Annotated in this window: 15 protein-coding genes; 14 read left to right on the top strand and 1 reads right to left on the bottom strand. The window is 33.0% G+C overall.

Annotation, left to right across the window (positions count from 1 at the left end; translation table 11 throughout):
- Positions 1-10: 10 nt before the first annotated feature.
- The 14 genes from OZP10_RS00680 (at position 11) to OZP10_RS00615 (ending at position 17,729) form a co-directional block, all read left to right on the top strand.
- A complete protein-coding gene (locus OZP10_RS00680; RefSeq protein WP_281633046.1) occupies positions 11-1,684 on the top strand; it encodes a RagB/SusD family nutrient uptake outer membrane protein in 1,674 nt (557 codons plus the stop codon).
- A 100-nt stretch (positions 1,685-1,784) separates the two neighbouring features.
- The gene (locus OZP10_RS00675) at positions 1,785-2,723 is read left to right on the top strand and encodes an alpha/beta hydrolase (protein ID WP_281633045.1); all 939 of its coding nucleotides are present in this window, start codon (positions 1,785-1,787) and stop codon (positions 2,721-2,723) included.
- A gap of 12 nt (positions 2,724-2,735) precedes the next feature.
- On the top strand, positions 2,736-3,701 hold the full coding sequence (locus tag OZP10_RS00670) for a DUF4861 family protein (protein WP_281633044.1): 966 nt from the start codon (positions 2,736-2,738) through the stop codon (positions 3,699-3,701).
- 54 nt (positions 3,702-3,755) lie between these two features.
- Complete coding sequence (locus tag OZP10_RS00665; RefSeq protein ID WP_281633043.1) at positions 3,756-4,955, top strand: glycoside hydrolase family 88/105 protein; 1,200 nt, start codon at positions 3,756-3,758, stop codon at positions 4,953-4,955.
- Between the two features lie 8 nt (positions 4,956-4,963).
- Positions 4,964-6,169, top strand: a complete 1,206-nt coding sequence (locus OZP10_RS00660) for a glycoside hydrolase family 88/105 protein (protein ID WP_432419405.1) — start codon at positions 4,964-4,966, stop codon at positions 6,167-6,169.
- Positions 6,170-6,191: 22 nt separating this feature from the next.
- Positions 6,192-7,415, top strand: coding sequence for a glycoside hydrolase family 88/105 protein (locus OZP10_RS00655; protein ID WP_281633042.1), 1,224 nt, complete (start codon positions 6,192-6,194; stop codon positions 7,413-7,415).
- A 158-nt stretch (positions 7,416-7,573) separates the two neighbouring features.
- A complete protein-coding gene (locus OZP10_RS00650) occupies positions 7,574-9,163 on the top strand; it encodes a glycoside hydrolase family 43 protein (protein ID WP_281633041.1) in 1,590 nt (529 codons plus the stop codon).
- Positions 9,164-9,170: 7 nt separating this feature from the next.
- Positions 9,171-11,168: a pectate lyase gene (gene pelA, locus OZP10_RS00645; RefSeq protein WP_281633040.1), complete on the top strand. Its 1,998-nt coding sequence runs from the start codon at positions 9,171-9,173 to the stop codon at positions 11,166-11,168.
- Between the two features lie 126 nt (positions 11,169-11,294).
- Positions 11,295-12,644 carry a glycoside hydrolase family 28 protein gene (locus tag OZP10_RS00640; protein ID WP_281633039.1) on the top strand — a complete coding sequence of 450 codons (1,350 nt, stop codon included), beginning with the start codon at positions 11,295-11,297 and terminating at the stop codon, positions 12,642-12,644.
- 293 nt (positions 12,645-12,937) lie between these two features.
- A complete protein-coding gene (locus OZP10_RS00635) occupies positions 12,938-13,684 on the top strand; it encodes a rhamnogalacturonan acetylesterase (protein WP_281633038.1) in 747 nt (248 codons plus the stop codon).
- A gap of 707 nt (positions 13,685-14,391) precedes the next feature.
- A complete protein-coding gene (locus OZP10_RS00630) occupies positions 14,392-14,943 on the top strand; it encodes a hypothetical protein (protein ID WP_281633037.1) in 552 nt (183 codons plus the stop codon).
- Between the two features lie 140 nt (positions 14,944-15,083).
- Entirely contained in the window at positions 15,084-15,470 is a 387-nt protein-coding gene (locus OZP10_RS00625; RefSeq protein WP_281633036.1) for a hypothetical protein, read from the top strand.
- A gap of 181 nt (positions 15,471-15,651) precedes the next feature.
- Positions 15,652-16,941 (top strand): DUF4861 family protein, encoded by a 1,290-nt coding sequence (locus OZP10_RS00620; protein WP_281633035.1) that lies wholly within the window; start codon positions 15,652-15,654, stop codon positions 16,939-16,941.
- A 611-nt stretch (positions 16,942-17,552) separates the two neighbouring features.
- A complete protein-coding gene (locus OZP10_RS00615; RefSeq protein WP_008467640.1) occupies positions 17,553-17,729 on the top strand; it encodes a histone H1 in 177 nt (58 codons plus the stop codon).
- A gap of 110 nt (positions 17,730-17,839) precedes the next feature.
- Here the strand turns inward: OZP10_RS00615 and OZP10_RS00610 are convergent, their stop codons facing one another.
- Positions 17,840-18,880 (bottom strand): GntR family transcriptional regulator, encoded by a 1,041-nt coding sequence (locus tag OZP10_RS00610; RefSeq protein ID WP_281634782.1) that lies wholly within the window; start codon positions 18,878-18,880, stop codon positions 17,840-17,842.
- Between the last annotated feature and the right edge of the window lie 116 nt (positions 18,881-18,996).

Genomic DNA, 18,996 nt, shown 5'->3' with positions numbered 1-18,996 from the left:
AGATATTCAAATGAAAAAAATATTAGTAATAATAGGAATAATTGCTGCTGCTGTAAGTTCATGCAGTAATTATATAGAAGAAGATAGCCGTTCGTTTGTACCAGCAGACGCAACATATAAAACTGCAACAGGATTTCAGTTATTGGTTAATTCTAATTATGCTTGGTTAAAAGGAATTTATGGTGGTAATCCATGGCTTTTTGAAGCAGGAACCGATATGTATGCAGAAGGAAGAACTCCTGAGCCTGCAGGTTTAAGTCAATATGCGCTTTTAATTCCGTCTTCAGACAACGTTGCCGATTTATACAATTCTTGTTACCAGCAGATTCAGGCAGTAAACAAAACGGTGTATTATTCGACAGTTACAGAGCAGACAGCAAACATAAATACACTTGTAGGAGAAGCACGTTATTTAAGAGCAAATGCCTATTTCTTATTAGTACAGACTTATGGTGGTGTTCCAATTGTTCTAGATAATATAACTACCCCAGTTTTATCTTTCACGAGAAATAGTGCAGAAGAAGTATATACACAAATCATAGCCGATTTAGAATTTGCTTTGGCTAATGTTGGAAGCGCTGCTTATAGCACAGCTGGAAAAGTAAACAAAAGAGCAGTAAACGATTTGTTGGCAAAAGTATACTTAACAAGAGGATATGAAACTTTTGGTAAAGCAGATGATTTTTCAAAAGCTGCGACTTATGCTGATGCTGCAATTGCAGGACAAACTTTAGCGTTAGCTTACGATCAATTGTTTAAGCCAGGAAATGACTTAAATGCAGAGACGATTTTTTCTGTGCAATATGACAAAGCTTCAACAAGTACAGATCCAACAAAATTGGGTAATAACCAATTTTACTATTTCAGTTCTTATTTAGGAGGAGCAGAAACAGGAGCGCCTTTAAGAAGCTACAATTTATGTCCTACAGATTATGCTTTAGGTTTATACGAAAAAGGCGATGCTAGATGGAATGCGACTTTTATGACCGAAATTGTTGAAGGACCTGAAACAACAAACGGAGTTACAAAGACTATTTTATATTATCCGTATTACAGAAGTTCAAATCCAGCTTCGTTAAAAGTGAGACATTTTTACGAGCCAAAATGGTTTACAGCTGCAGATAAAACAGCTTGGATGACAGCTAATGCTTCAAGATTATCGGCAACATTTGTATATCATCCTTGGGGAGAATATTCTGCGGCACATACGCTAATTAAAAACTTAGATTGTTACACGATTCCAGTTAAGAAATTTGATGATCCAGATCCAACTACGCCTTCAAGCACAGGGCCTGTAAGTACGAGAGATATTATTGTTTCGAGACTTGGAGAAACGTATTTAATTGCTGCTGAGGCTTATTTAAAAGCAGGAAATCCAGGAACAGGTTTAGCTCGTTTAAATGAAGTGAGAAGAAGAGCAGGTGTAGCAAATGCAACTTTAGCCCAATTTAATATCGACTATATTCTAGACGAAAGAGGAAGAGAACTATTGGGAGAATATAAACGCTGGTTCGATTTAAAACGTACAGGAACTTTGGTAGCAAGAGCTTCGGCTTATAATTATAAAATTAAAGAAGCAAATTTTGTTGGTGTTGATGGTAAGCTTAAAATTTTAAGACCAATACCACAATCTGCTTTGGATTTAAACCAAAATAAAGATTTTCCTCAAAATCCTGGTTATTAGTAATTTGTTAGTTTTTTGAGAACTATGTTTTTTGAAGTAGTTAAAAAGGAGTTTGACTATAGGTCGAACTCCTTTCTTAACTAAAAAGTAAAGAGTAGAAATGCGAAAATTTAAATTAATTTTAGTGTTGTTTTTTAATGTAATTGTAATGCAAAGCCAGCAGTACAAGGTAGACACATCGTATACGATTAAAAGCACTTATGCTAAATTAATTAAGAAGTATCCATTTATTACTATTCCAGAAATAAAATCAAATCCAGATGTTAAGGAAACATTTGATTTAGTTTACAATAAAGAGCAAAATCGTGTTTTACATTTTGATGCTTTTATCAATACTAAAAAGAAAAAAAATCCTGCTGTAATTATGATTCATGGCGGAGGATGGAGATCGGGAAATAAAAATCAAATGCAGTTTATCGGAAAAGAAATTGCAGCAAAAGGTTATTCGTGTTTTGCGATTGAATACAGATTATCATTGGAAGCAAAATATCCTGATGGGGTTATTGATGTCAAGAATGCGATAAAATTTATAAAAGACAATGCGGTGAAATTTAATGTAGATCCAAACAAAATTGCGGTTTTAGGCTGTTCTTCGGGAGGTCAGATGGCAGCTTTGATTGGTACAACAAATAATGACCCGCTTTTTGAAGATAAAAATTTTAAAAGCAGAGCATCGTCAAAAGTCAATGCGATAATTGATGTAGACGGTGTTTTGGCATTTAAACATCCTGAATCGTCAGAGGGAGATATGGCAGCATTTTGGCTAGGAGGAAAATCAGATGAGATTCCTGAGAATTGGAAAAACGCATCTGCATTGAGTCATACAGACAAAAATACACCGCCGGTATTATATATCTGCAGCAGTATACCGAGATTTCATGCAGGAAGAGACGATATGATTCAGATTTTGAATCAATATAAAATCTATAATGAAGTGCAGACTATTCCAGATTCGCCTCATTCATTTTGGTTTTATGACCCTTGGTTTACACAGACAATCTCGTACAGCGTACGATTTTTAGATACAATTTTTAAATAATTTAGAATACAAATGAAAGCAAAAATCACCACAGCAGTTTTATTTTTCGCAGGTATAACAGCCATAAATGCGCAGAAATATGATATCAAAACCAATAAAACGTATGCCGAAATATCTGCAAAAACAGACGGAAAATGGGAAGGAAGAAAATATAAAGGCGGTACTGTGTTTAAAAATGTGGACCGATTAAAGCTGGCTCCAGAACATACCGACCATTCTTTTGATATTCGCTACGAAGGTCCAGGATGGGAAAACAATAGAATTGGATATCGTTTATACTTAGACTGGAGAAATGCTATTGATATTTTTGGAAAAAAGACATCAGAAAATATTTTGCCAAAAGTAGGGCAGGACGGTTTTGATTCTTATCATGAAATGAGCGATTGGGGAGCCGATATTTTAAAAGCAGGAAAAGGAATCGGAATCGGTTCCATAGACCGTTATTTAAACAAAGAAAAATTACACTTCCGTGAAGTAGATTCAACAATTGCGACAGTGGCCAATAAGTCGAATGAATCTACAGTAAAAGTGAATTATTATGGATGGAAAACAGCTTCAGATAAAATCGATTTTGTGTCAGAATTGACAATTAAACCAGATCAGCTTTATACTCAACATACCATAAAAGCTTCGCAAGCAATCAAAGGAATCTGTACTGGAATTGTAAAAACAAAAACAGCTGAATTGCTTAAAAAAGACAGCAAAAATAAAAAATGGGCATATTTGGCAACTTACGGAGAACAATCTTTGGTTCCAGATAAGTTAGGAATGGCAATTTTTTATGAAATTAGTACTATTGAAAATATCGAAGATACAGACTTAGATTATCTTTTAGTTTTTAAGCCAACGACAAAAGCGGTGACTTTTTACCTTTTAGGCGCTTGGGAACAAGAAGTAAACGGAATTAAAACTAAAGAAGAGTTTGTTCAGTATTTAGACAAACAATTGGAAGTACTGAATAAAAAAGGAAAAATGTAAATTGTTTTTTGCCACTCCCGATAGCTATCAGGAGTGGCTAAAAAAAATATAAATATGAAGTATCAAAAAACAGCCCTATTGTTATTTCTGCTTTTTAGTGTTTTTGCAATTGCGCAAAATCAGACAGAGGCCTCAGACAATGCAATTCCGTACGATTTAAAATGGTCAGAACGAACTGCTCTTTCTATTTTAAATAAGTATCCGAATGCTTGGCAGCTTGACGGAAACGAAAAACCAAAATGGGATTATAAAATGGGTTTTGTATTGTCTGGTTTTGAAAAACTATACCAGAAAACAAACAATAAAAAATACCTCAATTATATTAAAGAATATGTTGATGGAATGATTGACAGTACTGGAAATATCAAAAAATACGATATTAAAGAATACAATATCGATTGTCTGAATCCGGGAAAACTACTGTTTAATTTATACGATGTTACAAAAGATTCGCGCTATCTACAGATTATCGGGAATTTAAGAAATCAGTTAGAAAGTCAGCCGAGAACAGCTAGTGGAGGATTTTGGCACAAACAGATTTACCCAAACCAAATGTGGATTGACGGGTTGTATATGGCAGAACCTTTTTATGCGCAGTTTACAGTTAAATATGAAAAAGGAAAAAGTTTAGATGATATCGCAAAACAATTCGAACTCGTTCAAAAACATATTGTAGACAAAAAAACAGGTTTGGTGTACCAAGCTTGGGATGAAAGTAAAGAAATCGCGTGGGCAGATAAACAAACAGGAACTTCGCCAACTATTTGGGGCAGAGGAATTGGTTGGTATATGGTTGCATTGGTGGAAACATTAGATTATTTCCCAAAATCGCATCCAAAATATAAAGTTTTGGTGGAGTACTTAAATCAGATTGCAAAAAATGTAAATCAGTACAAAAGCGAAAATGGGTTATGGTATCAAGTAGCTGATAAACCAGACTTATACGGAAATTACGTAGAATCTTCTGCTTCTGGAATGATTATTTATGCATTTGCAAAAGGAGCCAATAAAGGATATTTAGCTTCAAGCTACAAAACAACAGCTAAAAAATCATTTGACAGTTTTGTGAAAGAATTCGTGAAAGTAGATAAAAAAGGACAAGTGAATGTATTGAATGTTTCATCAAATGTAGGTTTGGGCGGAAAACCATTTCGCGACGGAACAAACAACTATTACTTGTCTTCCAAAACAAAAGAAAATGGTGCAATAGGATTGGGTGCTTTTTTATTAAGCGCAATCGAATTGGATAAATAAATGTTTTTATGGATAGAAAGAAAAAATATTTTGGTTTACCACTCATGGTTATTGGCTTGCTGTTTTCACTTATGAATGCAAAAGCTCAAGAAACGACAATTGTTATTTCTAAAGACTTGAAGTGGTCTGAAAGAATGGCTCTTTCTATTATGAAGCGTGACCCAAAAGCTTGGCAAATTGATAATAATGAAAAACCAAAATGGGATTATAAGCTTGGGCTTATGATGACTGCTTTTGAGAATCTGTACAATAAAACACAGAATCCGACTTATCTCAATTATGTTAAAGAGTATTACGAAACAGTAATAAACAGTTCTGGCGATATTCTAAATTATAAATTAGAAGATTACAATATTGATTATATAAATGCTGGTAAAGGGCTTTTTGAAATTTATAAGCAAACCAAAGAAGACCGTTATATTAAAGCGCTACAACTTTTAAGAAAACAATTGGAAACGCATCCGAGAACAAATTCGGGAGGATTTTGGCATAAAAAGATTTACCCAAATCAAATGTGGTTGGATGGATTGTATATGGGAACTCCATTTTATGCACAATATACAGCTGAATTTGAGCAAGGAAAAAGCTTCGATGATATTGTAAAACAGTTTGAGCAGATTCACCTGCATACTTTAGACCAAAAAACGGGTCTTCTTTTTCATGCTTGGGATGAAAGTAAAAAAATGGATTGGGCGAATAAAGAAACTGGAACCTCACCTAATTTTTGGTCTCGATCTATAGGCTGGTACATGATGGCTTTGGTTGATGTGTTAGACTTTATGCCAAAAGAAAATCCGAAAAGAAAAGAACTTATCCAGTATTTGAATGAGGTTTCGAAAGCCGTTGCAAAATATCAAGATAAATCAGGATTATGGTATCAAGTTACAGATGCTGGAAATAGAAAAGGAAATTACCTTGAAGCATCTGGTTCTGAAATGTTTGTTTATGCATTTGCAAAAGGAGTAAAAAAAGGGTATTTGCCAAAAAGCTATAAAAAGTTAGCAGAAAAAGGATTTGACGGAATTATAAAAAAATTGGTGACAGTAGATCCAGACGGAGAAATACATATTACTCAAGTTTGTGCTAGTGCAGGGTTAGGAGGAAATCCTTATCGGGATGGTTCTTATGAATATTATATAGGCGAAAAAATAAAAGTGGATAATTCGCATGGATTAGGGCCTTTTATTTTAGTTGCAGTTGAATTAGAAAAATAGTAGAATTTAAATATATTTTGAAATGAAAAATAGTAGAAAGCAAAGTTATTTTATGTCGATTTTGATGGCTTGTTTTATGACCATTACAAGTTGTAAAGTAACATCGCAAGAACCAGCAAAAGAGATTGTGATTGGAAAGAATGCAAAATGGTCTGATAAAATGGCCTTGACATTGATGAAACGCCATCCAGAAGCATACATGATCGATGATGCTAAAAAACCTAAATGGGATTATGTTCACGCTTTAGTATTGCATTCAATCGAAGAACTATACAAAAAAAATCCAGATCCTAGATACAAAGCTTACATCAGAGGTTACGTAGATAATTTAGTTCAAGCTGACGGAAGTATTAACACCTACGAATTCGATAAATATAATATTGATTTAGTATTGCCTGGACGTCTGCTTTTTAATGTTTATGATTATTCAAAAGAAGATAAATATTTAAAAGCATTGCAATTAATTCGCAAACAGCTTACAGAACAGCCAAGAACTCAAAGCGGTGGATTCTGGCATAAACAAATCTATCCAAACCAAATGTGGTTAGACGGTTTATATATGGGCGAACCATTCTACGCAGAATACACAGCTAGATTTGAGAACGGAAAAAGTTTTGATGATATCGCAAAACAGTTTGAAGTAATTCAGCTTAAAGCAACAGATCCAAAAACTGGATTGTTGTATCACGGTTGGGACGAAAGCAAACAAATGCCATGGGCAAATAAAGAGACTGGAAACTCTCCAAACTTTTGGTCTAGATCTTTGGGCTGGTATGTAATGGCTTTGGTTGATGTATTAGATTATATGCCAAAAGACAATCCAAAAAGAAAAGAATTGATTAAATATTTAAACAATGCTTCTGAAGCGATACTTAAATTTCAAGATAGTAAATCAGGTTTGTGGTATCAAGTTACAGACAAAGGCGGTGAAAAAGATAATTATTTAGAAGCTTCTGGATCTGCAATGTTTTCATATGCTTTTGCAAAAGGGGTAAACAAAGGATATTTACCAGCTAAATTTAAAAAAGCAGCCAACAAAGCTTTTGACGGATTGACTACAGTTTTAATCAAAAAAGTAGACGAAGATGGTGGAATCACTTTAACAAACTGCTGTCAAGTTGCAGGTTTAGGAGGAACTCCTTATCGTGACGGATCTTACGAGTATTACGTAAACGAAAGAAAAAAAGATAACGATCCTAAAGCAACAGGGCCTTTTATTTTGGCAGCTATTGAATTGAATAGATAAATACAATTGATAATTATTAATTGTTAATTATCAATTGTAATGTTTGTCTTGCTGAGCGAAGTCGAAGCATCTCAAAGTAACTCATCAAAGAATAAGCAAGTTACAAACCCGACAGGTTTTCAAAACCTGTCAGGTTTAAATAAAAAGTGTAGTTAAAAATGAAAAACATAAAAATCATCCTATTCCTCTTCTCCATTATTTCTTTTCAAAAGAATACTGCACAAGTCTGGACGCCAGATAACGGAGACGGAACTTACACCAATCCGATTATTCATGCCGATTATTCAGATCCAGATGTTGTTCGCGTAGGCGATGATTATTATATGACAGCTTCTTCGTTTAACTGTATTCCAGGATTACCGATTTTACATTCAAAAGATTTGGTAAATTGGAAAATTATTGGACATGCTTTGGTAAAACAGCCACCGTTTGAAACGTATGATAACGTACAGCACGGAAATGGAGTCTGGGCGCCAAGCATTACTTTTCATAAAAACGAATTTTACATTTACTATCCAGATCCCGATTTCGGAATCTATATGATTAAAGCTAAGAAAGCAGAAGGCCCTTGGTCTGAACCGCTTTTGGTTAAAGCAGGAAAAGGATTGATCGATCCGAGTCCGCTTTGGGATACAGATGGGAAAGCTTATCTGACTCATGCCTTTGCAGGAAGTCGTGCACAGATTAAAAGTTTGCTTGTGGTGTGTTCCATGAATTCAGAAGGAACCGTCGTAAACAATGATGAAGTAATGGTTATTGACGGACACAAGGATGAAGAGACTATTGAAGGGCCTAAATTTTACAAACGAAATGGATATTATTACATTTTTGCTCCAGCTGGTGGCGTTCCAACAGGATGGCAGACTGTTTTAAGATCGAAAAATGTTTTTGGACCTTATGAGAAGAAAAAGGTTCTAGAACAAGGTTCGACCGCAATAAATGGTCCGCATCAAGGTGCTTGGGTTACCACTCAGACAGGAGAAGACTGGTTTTTCCATTTTCAGGATAAAGGTGCTTACGGACGCATTGTTCATCTTCAGCCAATGAAATGGGTAAACGATTGGCCAGTTATGGGGGAGGATTTTGATAAAAATGGAATTGGTGAGCCTGTAACTACCTATAGAAAGCCAAATGTTGGTAAAAAATATCCAATAGAAGTTCCGGCAACTTCAGATGAGTTTAACGAATCTAAATTAGGATTACAATGGCAATGGCAAGCCAACAGACAAACTAATTTCGGATTCCCAACTAGTTTAGGATATCTGAATCTTTTTTGTAATACTAGTACTTCAAACATCTTCAATGCACCCAATTTGTTATTGCAAAAATTTCCAGCAGAAGAGTTTACAGCTACAGCAAAACTGACTTTTAATTCAAGATTAAAAGGCGAATCAACAGGTTTGATTGTAATGGGATTAGATTACAGTTTTCTATGCTTTAAAAATGTCGATGGAAAACTATACTTGAACCAAAAAACAGGAACTTTTGATAAAACGGTTTCAGAAACGGGAACAAAACCAATTTTAATAGAAAACAATACCATTTATCTGAGAGTTCAAATTAAGAAAAATGGAATATGCAGTTTCTTTTACAGCTTAGATGATAAAAATTATCAAACTATAGGGAATGATTTCAAATCTAGAGAAGGAAGATGGATTGGTGCCAAAGTTGGACTTTTTGCCTTAGGTGAAGAAGTAAAAAATGATTCTGGAAATGTTGAAGTAGATTGGTTTAGAGTAACGAAATAAGAAGGAAATGATGCATTTTAAAAAACAAATAATACTTTTTTTATGCCTTTGCAGTTTTGCTGTAAATGCTCAAAACACCTACAAAAGATGGCCTGATATTATTCGTAAGAGTGATGCCGCTTGGTTTGTAACAGCAGATGCCAAAAGAATAGCCGAAAATGTATTGCTCTATCAAAGAGACATTGGAGGCTGGCCCAAAAATATTCAGATGCAGGATGAATTGACCGAGAAGCAGAAAACAGATTTAATTGCACTCAAAAAAACGGCCCTAGAAACCACTACAGACAATGGAGCAACCTGTCAAGAAATGCTTTTTATGTCTAGAATGTACGCTCAGGTTAAAGACGAACGTTACAAGGAATCTTTCTTAAAAGGATTAAATTATTTGTTAGAAGCTCAATATGCAAATGGAGGATGGCCACAGTTTTATCCGTTAAAAAAAGGCTATTATGCCCATATTACATACAATGACGATTCGATGGTTAATATTATGAATGTCATAAAAGCCGTAGCAGACGATTCGGATTATTATAGCATTAAACCATCAAAAGAAGTTGTAGAAAAATGTAAAAAAGCTTTTGATAAAGGAATCGACTGTATTTTAAAAACACAATATAAACAAAATGGAGTTTTAACTGCATGGTGTGCGCAGCATGACGAAGTTACGCTGGCTCCTGCAAATGCAAGAGCTTTTGAATTAGCCTCGCTAAGCGGTTATGAATCGGCCAAAATTGTATTGCTTTTAATGTCTTTAGACAAACCTTCTCCAGAAATAGTTACTGCTGTAAAAAGCGCTGTGGCTTGGTTTGAAAAAACAAAAATCACCAATTTAGAAGAAAAAAGAGTTTTAAATGATGCTGGAAAAATTGTAGATAAAAAAATGATTCCAACAACAAATGCCAAACCAATCTGGGCGAGATTTATAGATTTGGAAACCAATGAACCTTTCTTTTGTGATCGTGACGGAATCAAGAAAAAATCATTAGACCAAATTGGATCAGAAAGAAGAAATGGCTACTCTTGGTATTCAGATGCTCCACAGGAAGTTTTGAAAAAATTTCCAGATTGGGCAGTTAAAAATGGAACTAAAGTAGGTGCTGCCGAAAAGAAAAATGTCAATTACATTACTGTAGCACAAGACGGTTCTGGAGATTATACCAAAATTCAAGATGCCGTTTACGCAACTCCAGCTTTTCCGTACGAGAAAGTGACGATATTCGTAAAAAACGGGACATACAACGAGAAAGTCCGAATTCCAGAATGGAATACTAATGTCGTTTTACAAGGAGAAAGCAAAGAAAATACGATTATTACTTTTGACGATAATTTTTCAAAAATCGGACTCGGAAGAAATAGTACCTTTTATACCTATACACTTTTGGTTGAAGGAGACGATTTTTCGGCATCAAACTTAACTATTAAAAATACTTCAGGAGAACGCGGACAAGCTATTGCATTGTCAGTTACAGCAAATCGTACCAAAATAGTAAACTGCAATCTTCTAGGAAATCAGGATACATTATATCTATCTGGAAAAGAGGCCAAACAATATTTTAAAGACTGTTACATAGAAGGAACAACCGATTTTATTTTTGGAGGCGCAACTGCTTTATTCGAAAACTGTACTATCCACAGTATTAAAAGTTCCTATATCACAGCAGCTTCAACTCCAGAAGGAACTCCTTTCGGATTCGTTTTTAAAAACTGCAAACTCACAGCAAATCAAGATGCAAAAGACGTTTATTTAGGAAGACCGTGGCGTATTTATGCCAAAACGGTTTTTATAAACTGCGAAATGGGAAGCCAGATTAAAGCTGAAGGCTGGGAAAACTGGTCTAAACCAGAAGCAGAAAAAAAATCTTTTTATGCCGAATACAATTGCACTGGCGAAGGGTTTCAGCCTGCAAAAAGAGTAAAATGGTCGCATCAGCTTTCCAAGAAAGAAGCAGGGCAGTATGCTATAGAAAATATTCTTAAAGATAAAGTGCCTAATTGGTATTTTTAATAAAAAGGACTAAGGTTCTGAGGTGCTAAGACACTAAGTTTCTTTACTAAATTTAAAAAGAAGTATAGTACAGCTCTAAAGAAAACCTCAGAACCTTAGAATCTTAGAACCTCAGAACCTAAAAAAATGAAATATCTACTCTTAATACTTCTTTCCAGCGCTTGTTTTGCACAAAACGGAGATTTTCCATCGGCAAAAGTAGATGCTATTGTAAACAATATTCAGCTTCCGACAGTACCTGCTTATCAGATAAATATTTTAAAACTGGGAGCAAAAAGCGATTCTATTACTGATAATAAAAAGGCCTTTGACAAAGCAATGGCATTGTGCAAGAAGAACAATGGCGGAACTATTATTGTACCAAAAGGAATCTATAAAATAAACGGACCAATTCATTTTGTGAGCAATGTCAATTTGAAGATAGAAAAAGGAGCCAAAATAAAATTCAGCGACAATCCAAAAGATTATCTCCCGATGGTTTTAACAAGCTGGGAAGGCACGATGCTTTACAATTACAGTCCGTTAATTTATGCTAATAACTGTACCAATATTGCTATTTCAGGAGAAGGAACTATTGATGGAGAAGGCGGGAAAATTTGGAAAACCTTTAAAGCAAAAGAAAACGAAGGCAAAAACCGTAGCCGCGAAATGAATCATAATAGCACTCCAATCGAAGAAAGAAAATTTGGAGAAGGTTATTTCTTAAGACCGCAAATGATCCAGTTTTTAAACTGTAAGAACATATTAGTAGAGAATGTCCGAATAGAGAATTCGCCGTTTTGGTGTTTACATTTATTAAAATCACAAAGTATAACCATTCGCGGAATAAGCTATAAATCGCTAAATCATAACAATGACGGAATCGATCCCGAATACTCAAAAAACGTTTTAATAGAAAATGTCACTTTTGACAACGGAGACGATAATGTAGCCATAAAAGCAGGAAGAGATCATGAAGGAAGATCCAATACAGCAACACCAAGCGAAAATATCGTGATACGTAATTGCAATTTTAAAGGACTTCATGGAGTAGTAATTGGCAGCGAAATGTCGGCAGGCGTTCAGAATGTCTTTGTAGAAAATTGTAAAACGGCAGGTTATTTAAAACGAGGCATTTATCTAAAAACCAATGCCGATCGCGGTGGTTATATTAAAAATATATTTGTTAATAATATTCAGTTAGACCAAGTAGAAGATTGTCTTTATATTACGGCAAATTATCATGGAGAAGGAAAAGGTTACCAGTCAGATATATCGAATGTATATTTCTCCAATATCACCTGTAACAAAGCATCTGAATCTGGAATAGTAATTCAGGGATTTGCAGACAAAAAAATCAAGAATATATCATTAAAAAACATAGAAATCAAAGAAGCGAAAAACGCCCTGTCAAACGAAAATGCAGAAAACGTCTTGATGACAGATGTGTTTATAGGTAAAAGAGCAACAGTGCCTACAGCAGTTTCAAAACATTAGTTTTTACAAAGGTTCAAAAGTTTTGAGCAACAAAGGTTCAAAGGTTTTTTGTAGAGACGCACCGCAGTGCGTCTATTTTGCAATTAATTTCTAGCGCAAAGTACATAAAGAAAATGCAATCCCGATAGCTATCGGGAGCAAAATTTTTCTCTGTCAAAGAGGACACAAAGCTTTTATTTATTTACTAAACCTTTGTTCCCGATAGCTATCGGGATTGCGTATCCTTAGCGCACTTTGCGGTAAAAAAAACTTTGCGGTAAAAAAAAAACTAAACAGTAAAAAAATAAAAGAAAATGAAAAAATATATCATCCTAACACTCCTGATCACCACGATAGGTTTCGCACAAAAAACAACCCTATATTGCATTGGAGATTCTACAATGGCTAATAAAAAAGACCCCGAAAAAAATCCAGAACATGGATGGGCTCAAGTATTGCAGCCTTTTTTCAAAGAAAATATAACCGTAATCAATAAAGCCGTAAACGGACGAAGCACCAGAAGCTTCATCAATGAAAAACGCTGGGATTCTGTTTACAACAAACTTAAAAAAGGTGATTATGTCTTTATAGAATTTGGACATAATGACGAAAAAATAGAAGATTCGTCGCGCTATACCAATCCACATACGGCCTACAGATACAACCTGATTCGTTTTGTAAAAGAAAGTAGAGAAAAAGGCGCTATTCCGATATTATTAACTTCTATAAGTAGACGTAATTTTAACGAAAAAGGAGTTTTAGTGCCAACACATGGCGATTATCCTTTAGAAACCCGATTGGTTGCACAAGAGTACAATGTGCCTTTTATAGATTTGGAGTATTATACCGAATTATTGGAGCAGTCTTATGGACCAGAAAAATCAAAACAGCTTCATCTTCATTTCAAAGCAGGAGAAAATGCCTTTTATGATAAAGATAAAGCCGACGATACGCACCTTTCATTATTAGGAGCAAATAAAATTGCTGAAATTGTAATTAATCAAATTAAACTCTCAAAAGATGCTTCGTTAAAGAATCTTAAAAACGGAATTAAACTTTAATTCGAAACAACCTTTAAATATTAGAAAAGGAGCTGATAAGGGAATTATGTGTTCTTTGATAGCAACTCACAAGTTAGAATTAATTTTGTCTTATAGTGTCATTTTAAAAACTTTTACGAGCTATAAAAGTATTTTTGAAATAAGATATTTGCAATAGTAAATAGTAATCTCGCTGTAAATTTTTTTGATTACTTTTTGCATTTTTTACATGCCATACGCAAAGGAGAAAATTTTTAATTTTCTCCTTTTTTTTTGAGCGTTTTAAATTAAGACCAAAAGCAACAGACTTTCACAATTAATGATTTATATTTAATATTTTTCAACTTGCAATTCACTTTTTGTATTTGTTAAATAGTGAGTGCTTTTATGTGTATTCATTAACTTGTTAGAATGTATAGCAGCTTAAGATTGAATATAGTAAGTGATAAAATTGGCCCGACAACATCTACATGGGCAACCTCAAACTATTCATACACTATTTATGAAATTACACAGAAGTAAAATATTCATCCGGTAATAAAGTTTTATTTTCATGAAAATTTTTTTAACATTAAAATTTTTATAGTAAAAAAGCCTTATTTTTTCTTTTTTCTTAATTAAAAAATCTAAAAGAAAAATTTAAGTCCTATTTTGATAGTTATAAAACCTAAAGCGTTACTAGAGATAGGGAGCATAAGTCTAATTTTGGTGATTAGATAAAATCCCAAATGAATATTATGAATTCTTCAAATTTTTCTTTAGAGTTTCAATTGCACCTTTCTGAGATAAGAAAACTGAACAAAATGTATTTTGAACATTTGTTTAAAGACCGTATTGTTTTTATTTCAATATTGATTTTATTATTTATAATTTTTTTTGATTTCTCTCACATTAATCTTGAGGCAGATTTTTTTCTTTGGCTGATAAGAAGTTTAGCGATAATTGTATTTTTTGTCGTAATTGAAAATTCATTTATTGATGCCATTTCAAAAGCGGCCTTTCAATTAGCAAAAAGATTCGTCAAATTTCGAAAATTGAACAATAGATATAAATTTATATTTACAGATTCTAAAGTATGTATTAGGTTTCCCTTAGGGCAGTTAACCCATAAATGGACAACAATAGAGAAAGCTATCTTGACTAAGAATTTTTTATTCCTTTATATAATAGGGCAGAACAATTATATCATTACTATTTCTAGAAAAGATTATGACTGCAGAAAAATGGAGGAGTTGTTGGCTTTTGTCGAGAATAATGTTACTCATATCATAAAAGTTTAAAAAATACCTTATTATATCCTTTTTTTGACTTATTAGGGTATTTGTTTATTATCTGCTGATTTATGTTTGTATGTTTTAAAAATTGAATGATGGAGAATGAAAAAGTTTTAGTGCTAGATAGCAAAGGTGTTTTTTTAAAAATGTTCAAAAGAAGATTTAAAGAAGAGTTCGATTTTATAGAACGCCCTTTTTTTGACGAAGCAACAACCAAAGAATTTGACCGTATTGTTTTTGTAATACACAATCATAGCGAATTGCTCAATTTTTTAGCAAAAGAGAAAAAAGGATCTAATATTTTGGTTTACTTATTTAATTTAAATTTTTATAAAAGTTTATCATTTTTAGAAGGAGCAAATAACTTTATTTTGTTTGATGAATCTAAAACGAGACCCGAAATTTTAAGTGAGCTAAAAACATTTTTTGACAGCAAATTGGGGGTTAAAGAGGTTAAAAAAACTTTTTTGCACCAAAAGATTTCTCAGAAAAAGTTTCACGATTACTACAAAGCCATGTATTTTTTAATGTGATTTTTTAATTTTTTCATAAGCACATTTTGGCTAAAAATGATGCTTTTAAAGCAGGATAAATGCTATTCATTATCCTGCTTTTTTATTTCTGAAAATTCTTAAAACAAAGTTTTTTATTTTAAGTGTTATTGTAACAATTAAAACTCTTAAATTGTTCTGAAAAAATAAAGAATAAGAAAGAATGAAAAAAAGAGTATTATTTTATCTTCCATTTGCTTTAACTACAGTCTTGTTGACAAGCTGTAAAGTCTCTCAAAATATATCAGAAAAGACAATTATTTTAAAAAACGAGAGCTCGGTGGCATTGACTCAAAAATCAATTTCTATTAAAAGAGGTGATATTGGAGAAAATGCTATAAAAGGAACTTATCCAATTTTGATTCATAAAAACGATACCATTCCAGCGCAGACCAATGACCTTAACGGCGATGGAAAATGGGATGAACTTTTCTTTACGTCTGATTTTTTACCTGGCGAGAAAAAAGATGTTTTATTAAAATGGTCAGAAATAGATCCGAAGTTTATCATAAAGACAAGTGTTCGTTTTGGAAAAAGAGAAGGGAAAAATCTTCCAGTTCATCCAGATACACAAGAAGTATTAATGGCAGATCAGGTTCATAAAAAATTGGGCTATCAAAAATACCAAACAGATGGACCAACTTGGGAAAATGACAAAGTCGGTTTTAGACATTATTTGGACGGAAGAAATTCGAAAGATGTTTTCGGAAAAAAACTTCCAGGAATAACTCCAGAAAATGTTGGAATAAATAGTAAAGGTGCGGTTGAAGATAATTATCATGTAATGTACGATTGGGGAAGAGATATTTTTCCTGTTGGAAATTCTGTAGGATTAGGAGGTTATGCCTTGCTGATTGATAATAAAATAAACAGACTCGGAATTTTAGGAAATGATACCATCAATAATGTAGAAAAGACAACTTTTAAAATTGTAACAGAAGGTCCTGTAAATTCTGTTTTGAGCTATCACTATCAAAACTGGAATGCTTCTGCAAATTTGTATCAGGTGCAAGAAACGACTTCGATCTGGCCTGGAATATATGGTTATAAAAATACCGTTTCTATAAACGGCATTAAAGGAAATGAAACTTTTTTGGCCGCAATTTCTAATTTAAACAATAAAAAACCGCTTCAGGTTATTGAAGCGGGAGATTGGGTTTGTTTAATTCAGCATGATTATCTGACTTACGAGCGTCAATGGATTTTAGGAACAGCTATTTTAGTTCCGGCAAAAATCTACCAAGGTTATATTGAAGCTCCAAAAACAGGGCAGCTAACAGATTCTTATTTGGCAAAACTAAAAGTTGAAAACAATAAAGAAATCAGCTATTATGCTATTGCAGCTTGGGAATTGAGTGCAGATAAAGGCTTTAATGATTCGGCTTTTTTTACAAACTATGTAACAAATTTAGCCAAACAACTTTCTGCAAAAGTAAAAGTTGAATTAAAATAGTTTTGAAACGATAGATCCGCCGTACAGATGAGAAAATTTCTTATTGTTTTGGTTTTTTTTAGGTGGGTTGAGCTTCACTTTTTCGCAACAAAAGGTGTATGTTTATCCTGCTTTGGCTAGTTTTTAGAAATATTGATATTAAATACACTAAATTTTAAAGAGTAGAAGAGATCCAAATGTGCGATTAAGCAATTTTAGATTTGAAAACTTAACTATAGAATCGTCAAAAACTAAGATAGATAAGAGTATTATAGATGGGCTTATTTTAAAGAATGTCTACCTTAATAAGACTCTGATGGAGTAATTTTTTCCTTTTTAAGGGAGTTTCTCCACAAAAAAATTAACAAATAGATTTGTTTTTGGGCCTGTTTTTAGATTAAAATTGTTTGCGTGGCATACTTTATAGAAAGTATTAGAATGACAATAATAGAAATATTTTAAGAATAAATACTTGATTGTTAGTTCGTTGTGTTTATTGATGTTTTATGAAAAACTAAAGTCAATTTATTGTGAAGAAAATGAATGAAAAACTGCATTAAATTTAACAGCAAAATTGTTGTAACTATCACACAAACTTTTATTTTTGTGACTTAATTTAACAATATATAAGCATGAAAGATTTATTAGTAAAAATCAACGCCGAAATTGAAACATTCAAAGCTGAAGCTGAATCTTTGACTGAAAAAGGAATTAAAGCTGCTGGACCAAGAGCACGTAAATCGACTTTGGAAATTGAAAAACTTTTAAAAGAGTTTAGAAAAGTTTCTATCGAAGAATCAAAAAAATAATACAACTAAACCCCGCTAATAAAGCGGGGTTTTTTATGGTTTACAAAGTACAAAGTTTTAAAATAAAGAAAGGAAAACTTAGAATCTTAGCATCTTAGAACCTTAGTGCCTTAAATAGAATTTCGATCAATAAAATTAAAAGGCACTTTTACCTGGCCTTTTTCTTTATTCAAGATCATCCTCGCTGCGGTTTCTCCCATTACGTTAAAATCGGTTGACATTACGGTAATGCCAAGTAAATCTTTTAAAGGTGTATCGTTGTATGAAATGACACCGATATCTTTTCCTAAAACAAACTCTTCATCACGAATCTGTTTCACTAAATTTACCAAATCAGATTCTTCGATTGTAATAAATAAATCTCCTTTTTTAAGAATCATATCATCATAAACCTCACTCAGGATTTCAAAATTGATTTCGTGTTCCACACAAAATTTTCTGAATCCATGCAAAATTCTTCTCGGATAAGGATAAACCGCTTTATCTGGATAAACTAAAATTAAACGCTTGTATTTTGATATTTTAGAAAGACCTTCTTTTAAAGCATTATAAATATCATTTTCAAAATCCTGGTAAATCTTAATTACATCATCGCCTGTTCCCAATTTGATATTATCTAAAACCACCAGTTTTTCTTGTGGGATTTTTTTAATGGCATTTACAACATCGTCAGTAAAGCTCAAATGTTTTAATTCATCTGTTTTAAAGTGCGTTGTAATAACATAATAATCGTAAGCGCCTTCAAACTTATCTAAGATATTCAAGAATAAAGTCTCATCGCAGTGGTAAATTTGAAGGTCAACATGTGCATTTGCTCCTAAAGTATCAATAAAAGAGCTATAAGTTTTCATTTTATAGGAACTTAATTTATTGGTCAAAAACAAAATATTGACTTTAGATTCCAATTTTGTTCGGGTAATATAGTAGCCTTTTCCTCTAATGGAAGAAATGATTTTCCTTTCTTTTAAAATATTATAAGCCTTCTCAACAGTATCACGAGACATATAAAATTCTTCACTGAAACTATTAATAGAGGGAATTTTTTGATTTATTTTTAAATTTCCGTTGGCTATGTTCTGAAGAATAGAATCTACAATCTGTTTGTATTTCGGAACTCTTGAATCTTCATCTATTTTAATAAGTTTAATCATGTTCATTGTTGGAAGTACGTCTCGTATTTCAGCGAAACCCATTTTAATTCTACGGTTTTAAAAAAAATCTCTTATTTGAAGATAAATCTATCACGCAAAATCATTTTGCTTATCAA

This window comes from Flavobacterium luteolum, assembly GCF_027111275.1.
Classification (GTDB): Bacteria; Bacteroidota; Bacteroidia; order Flavobacteriales; family Flavobacteriaceae; genus Flavobacterium; species Flavobacterium luteolum.
Note: the sequence above shows the minus strand (reverse complement) of the source record. Positions and strands in the feature narration are given on the sequence as shown.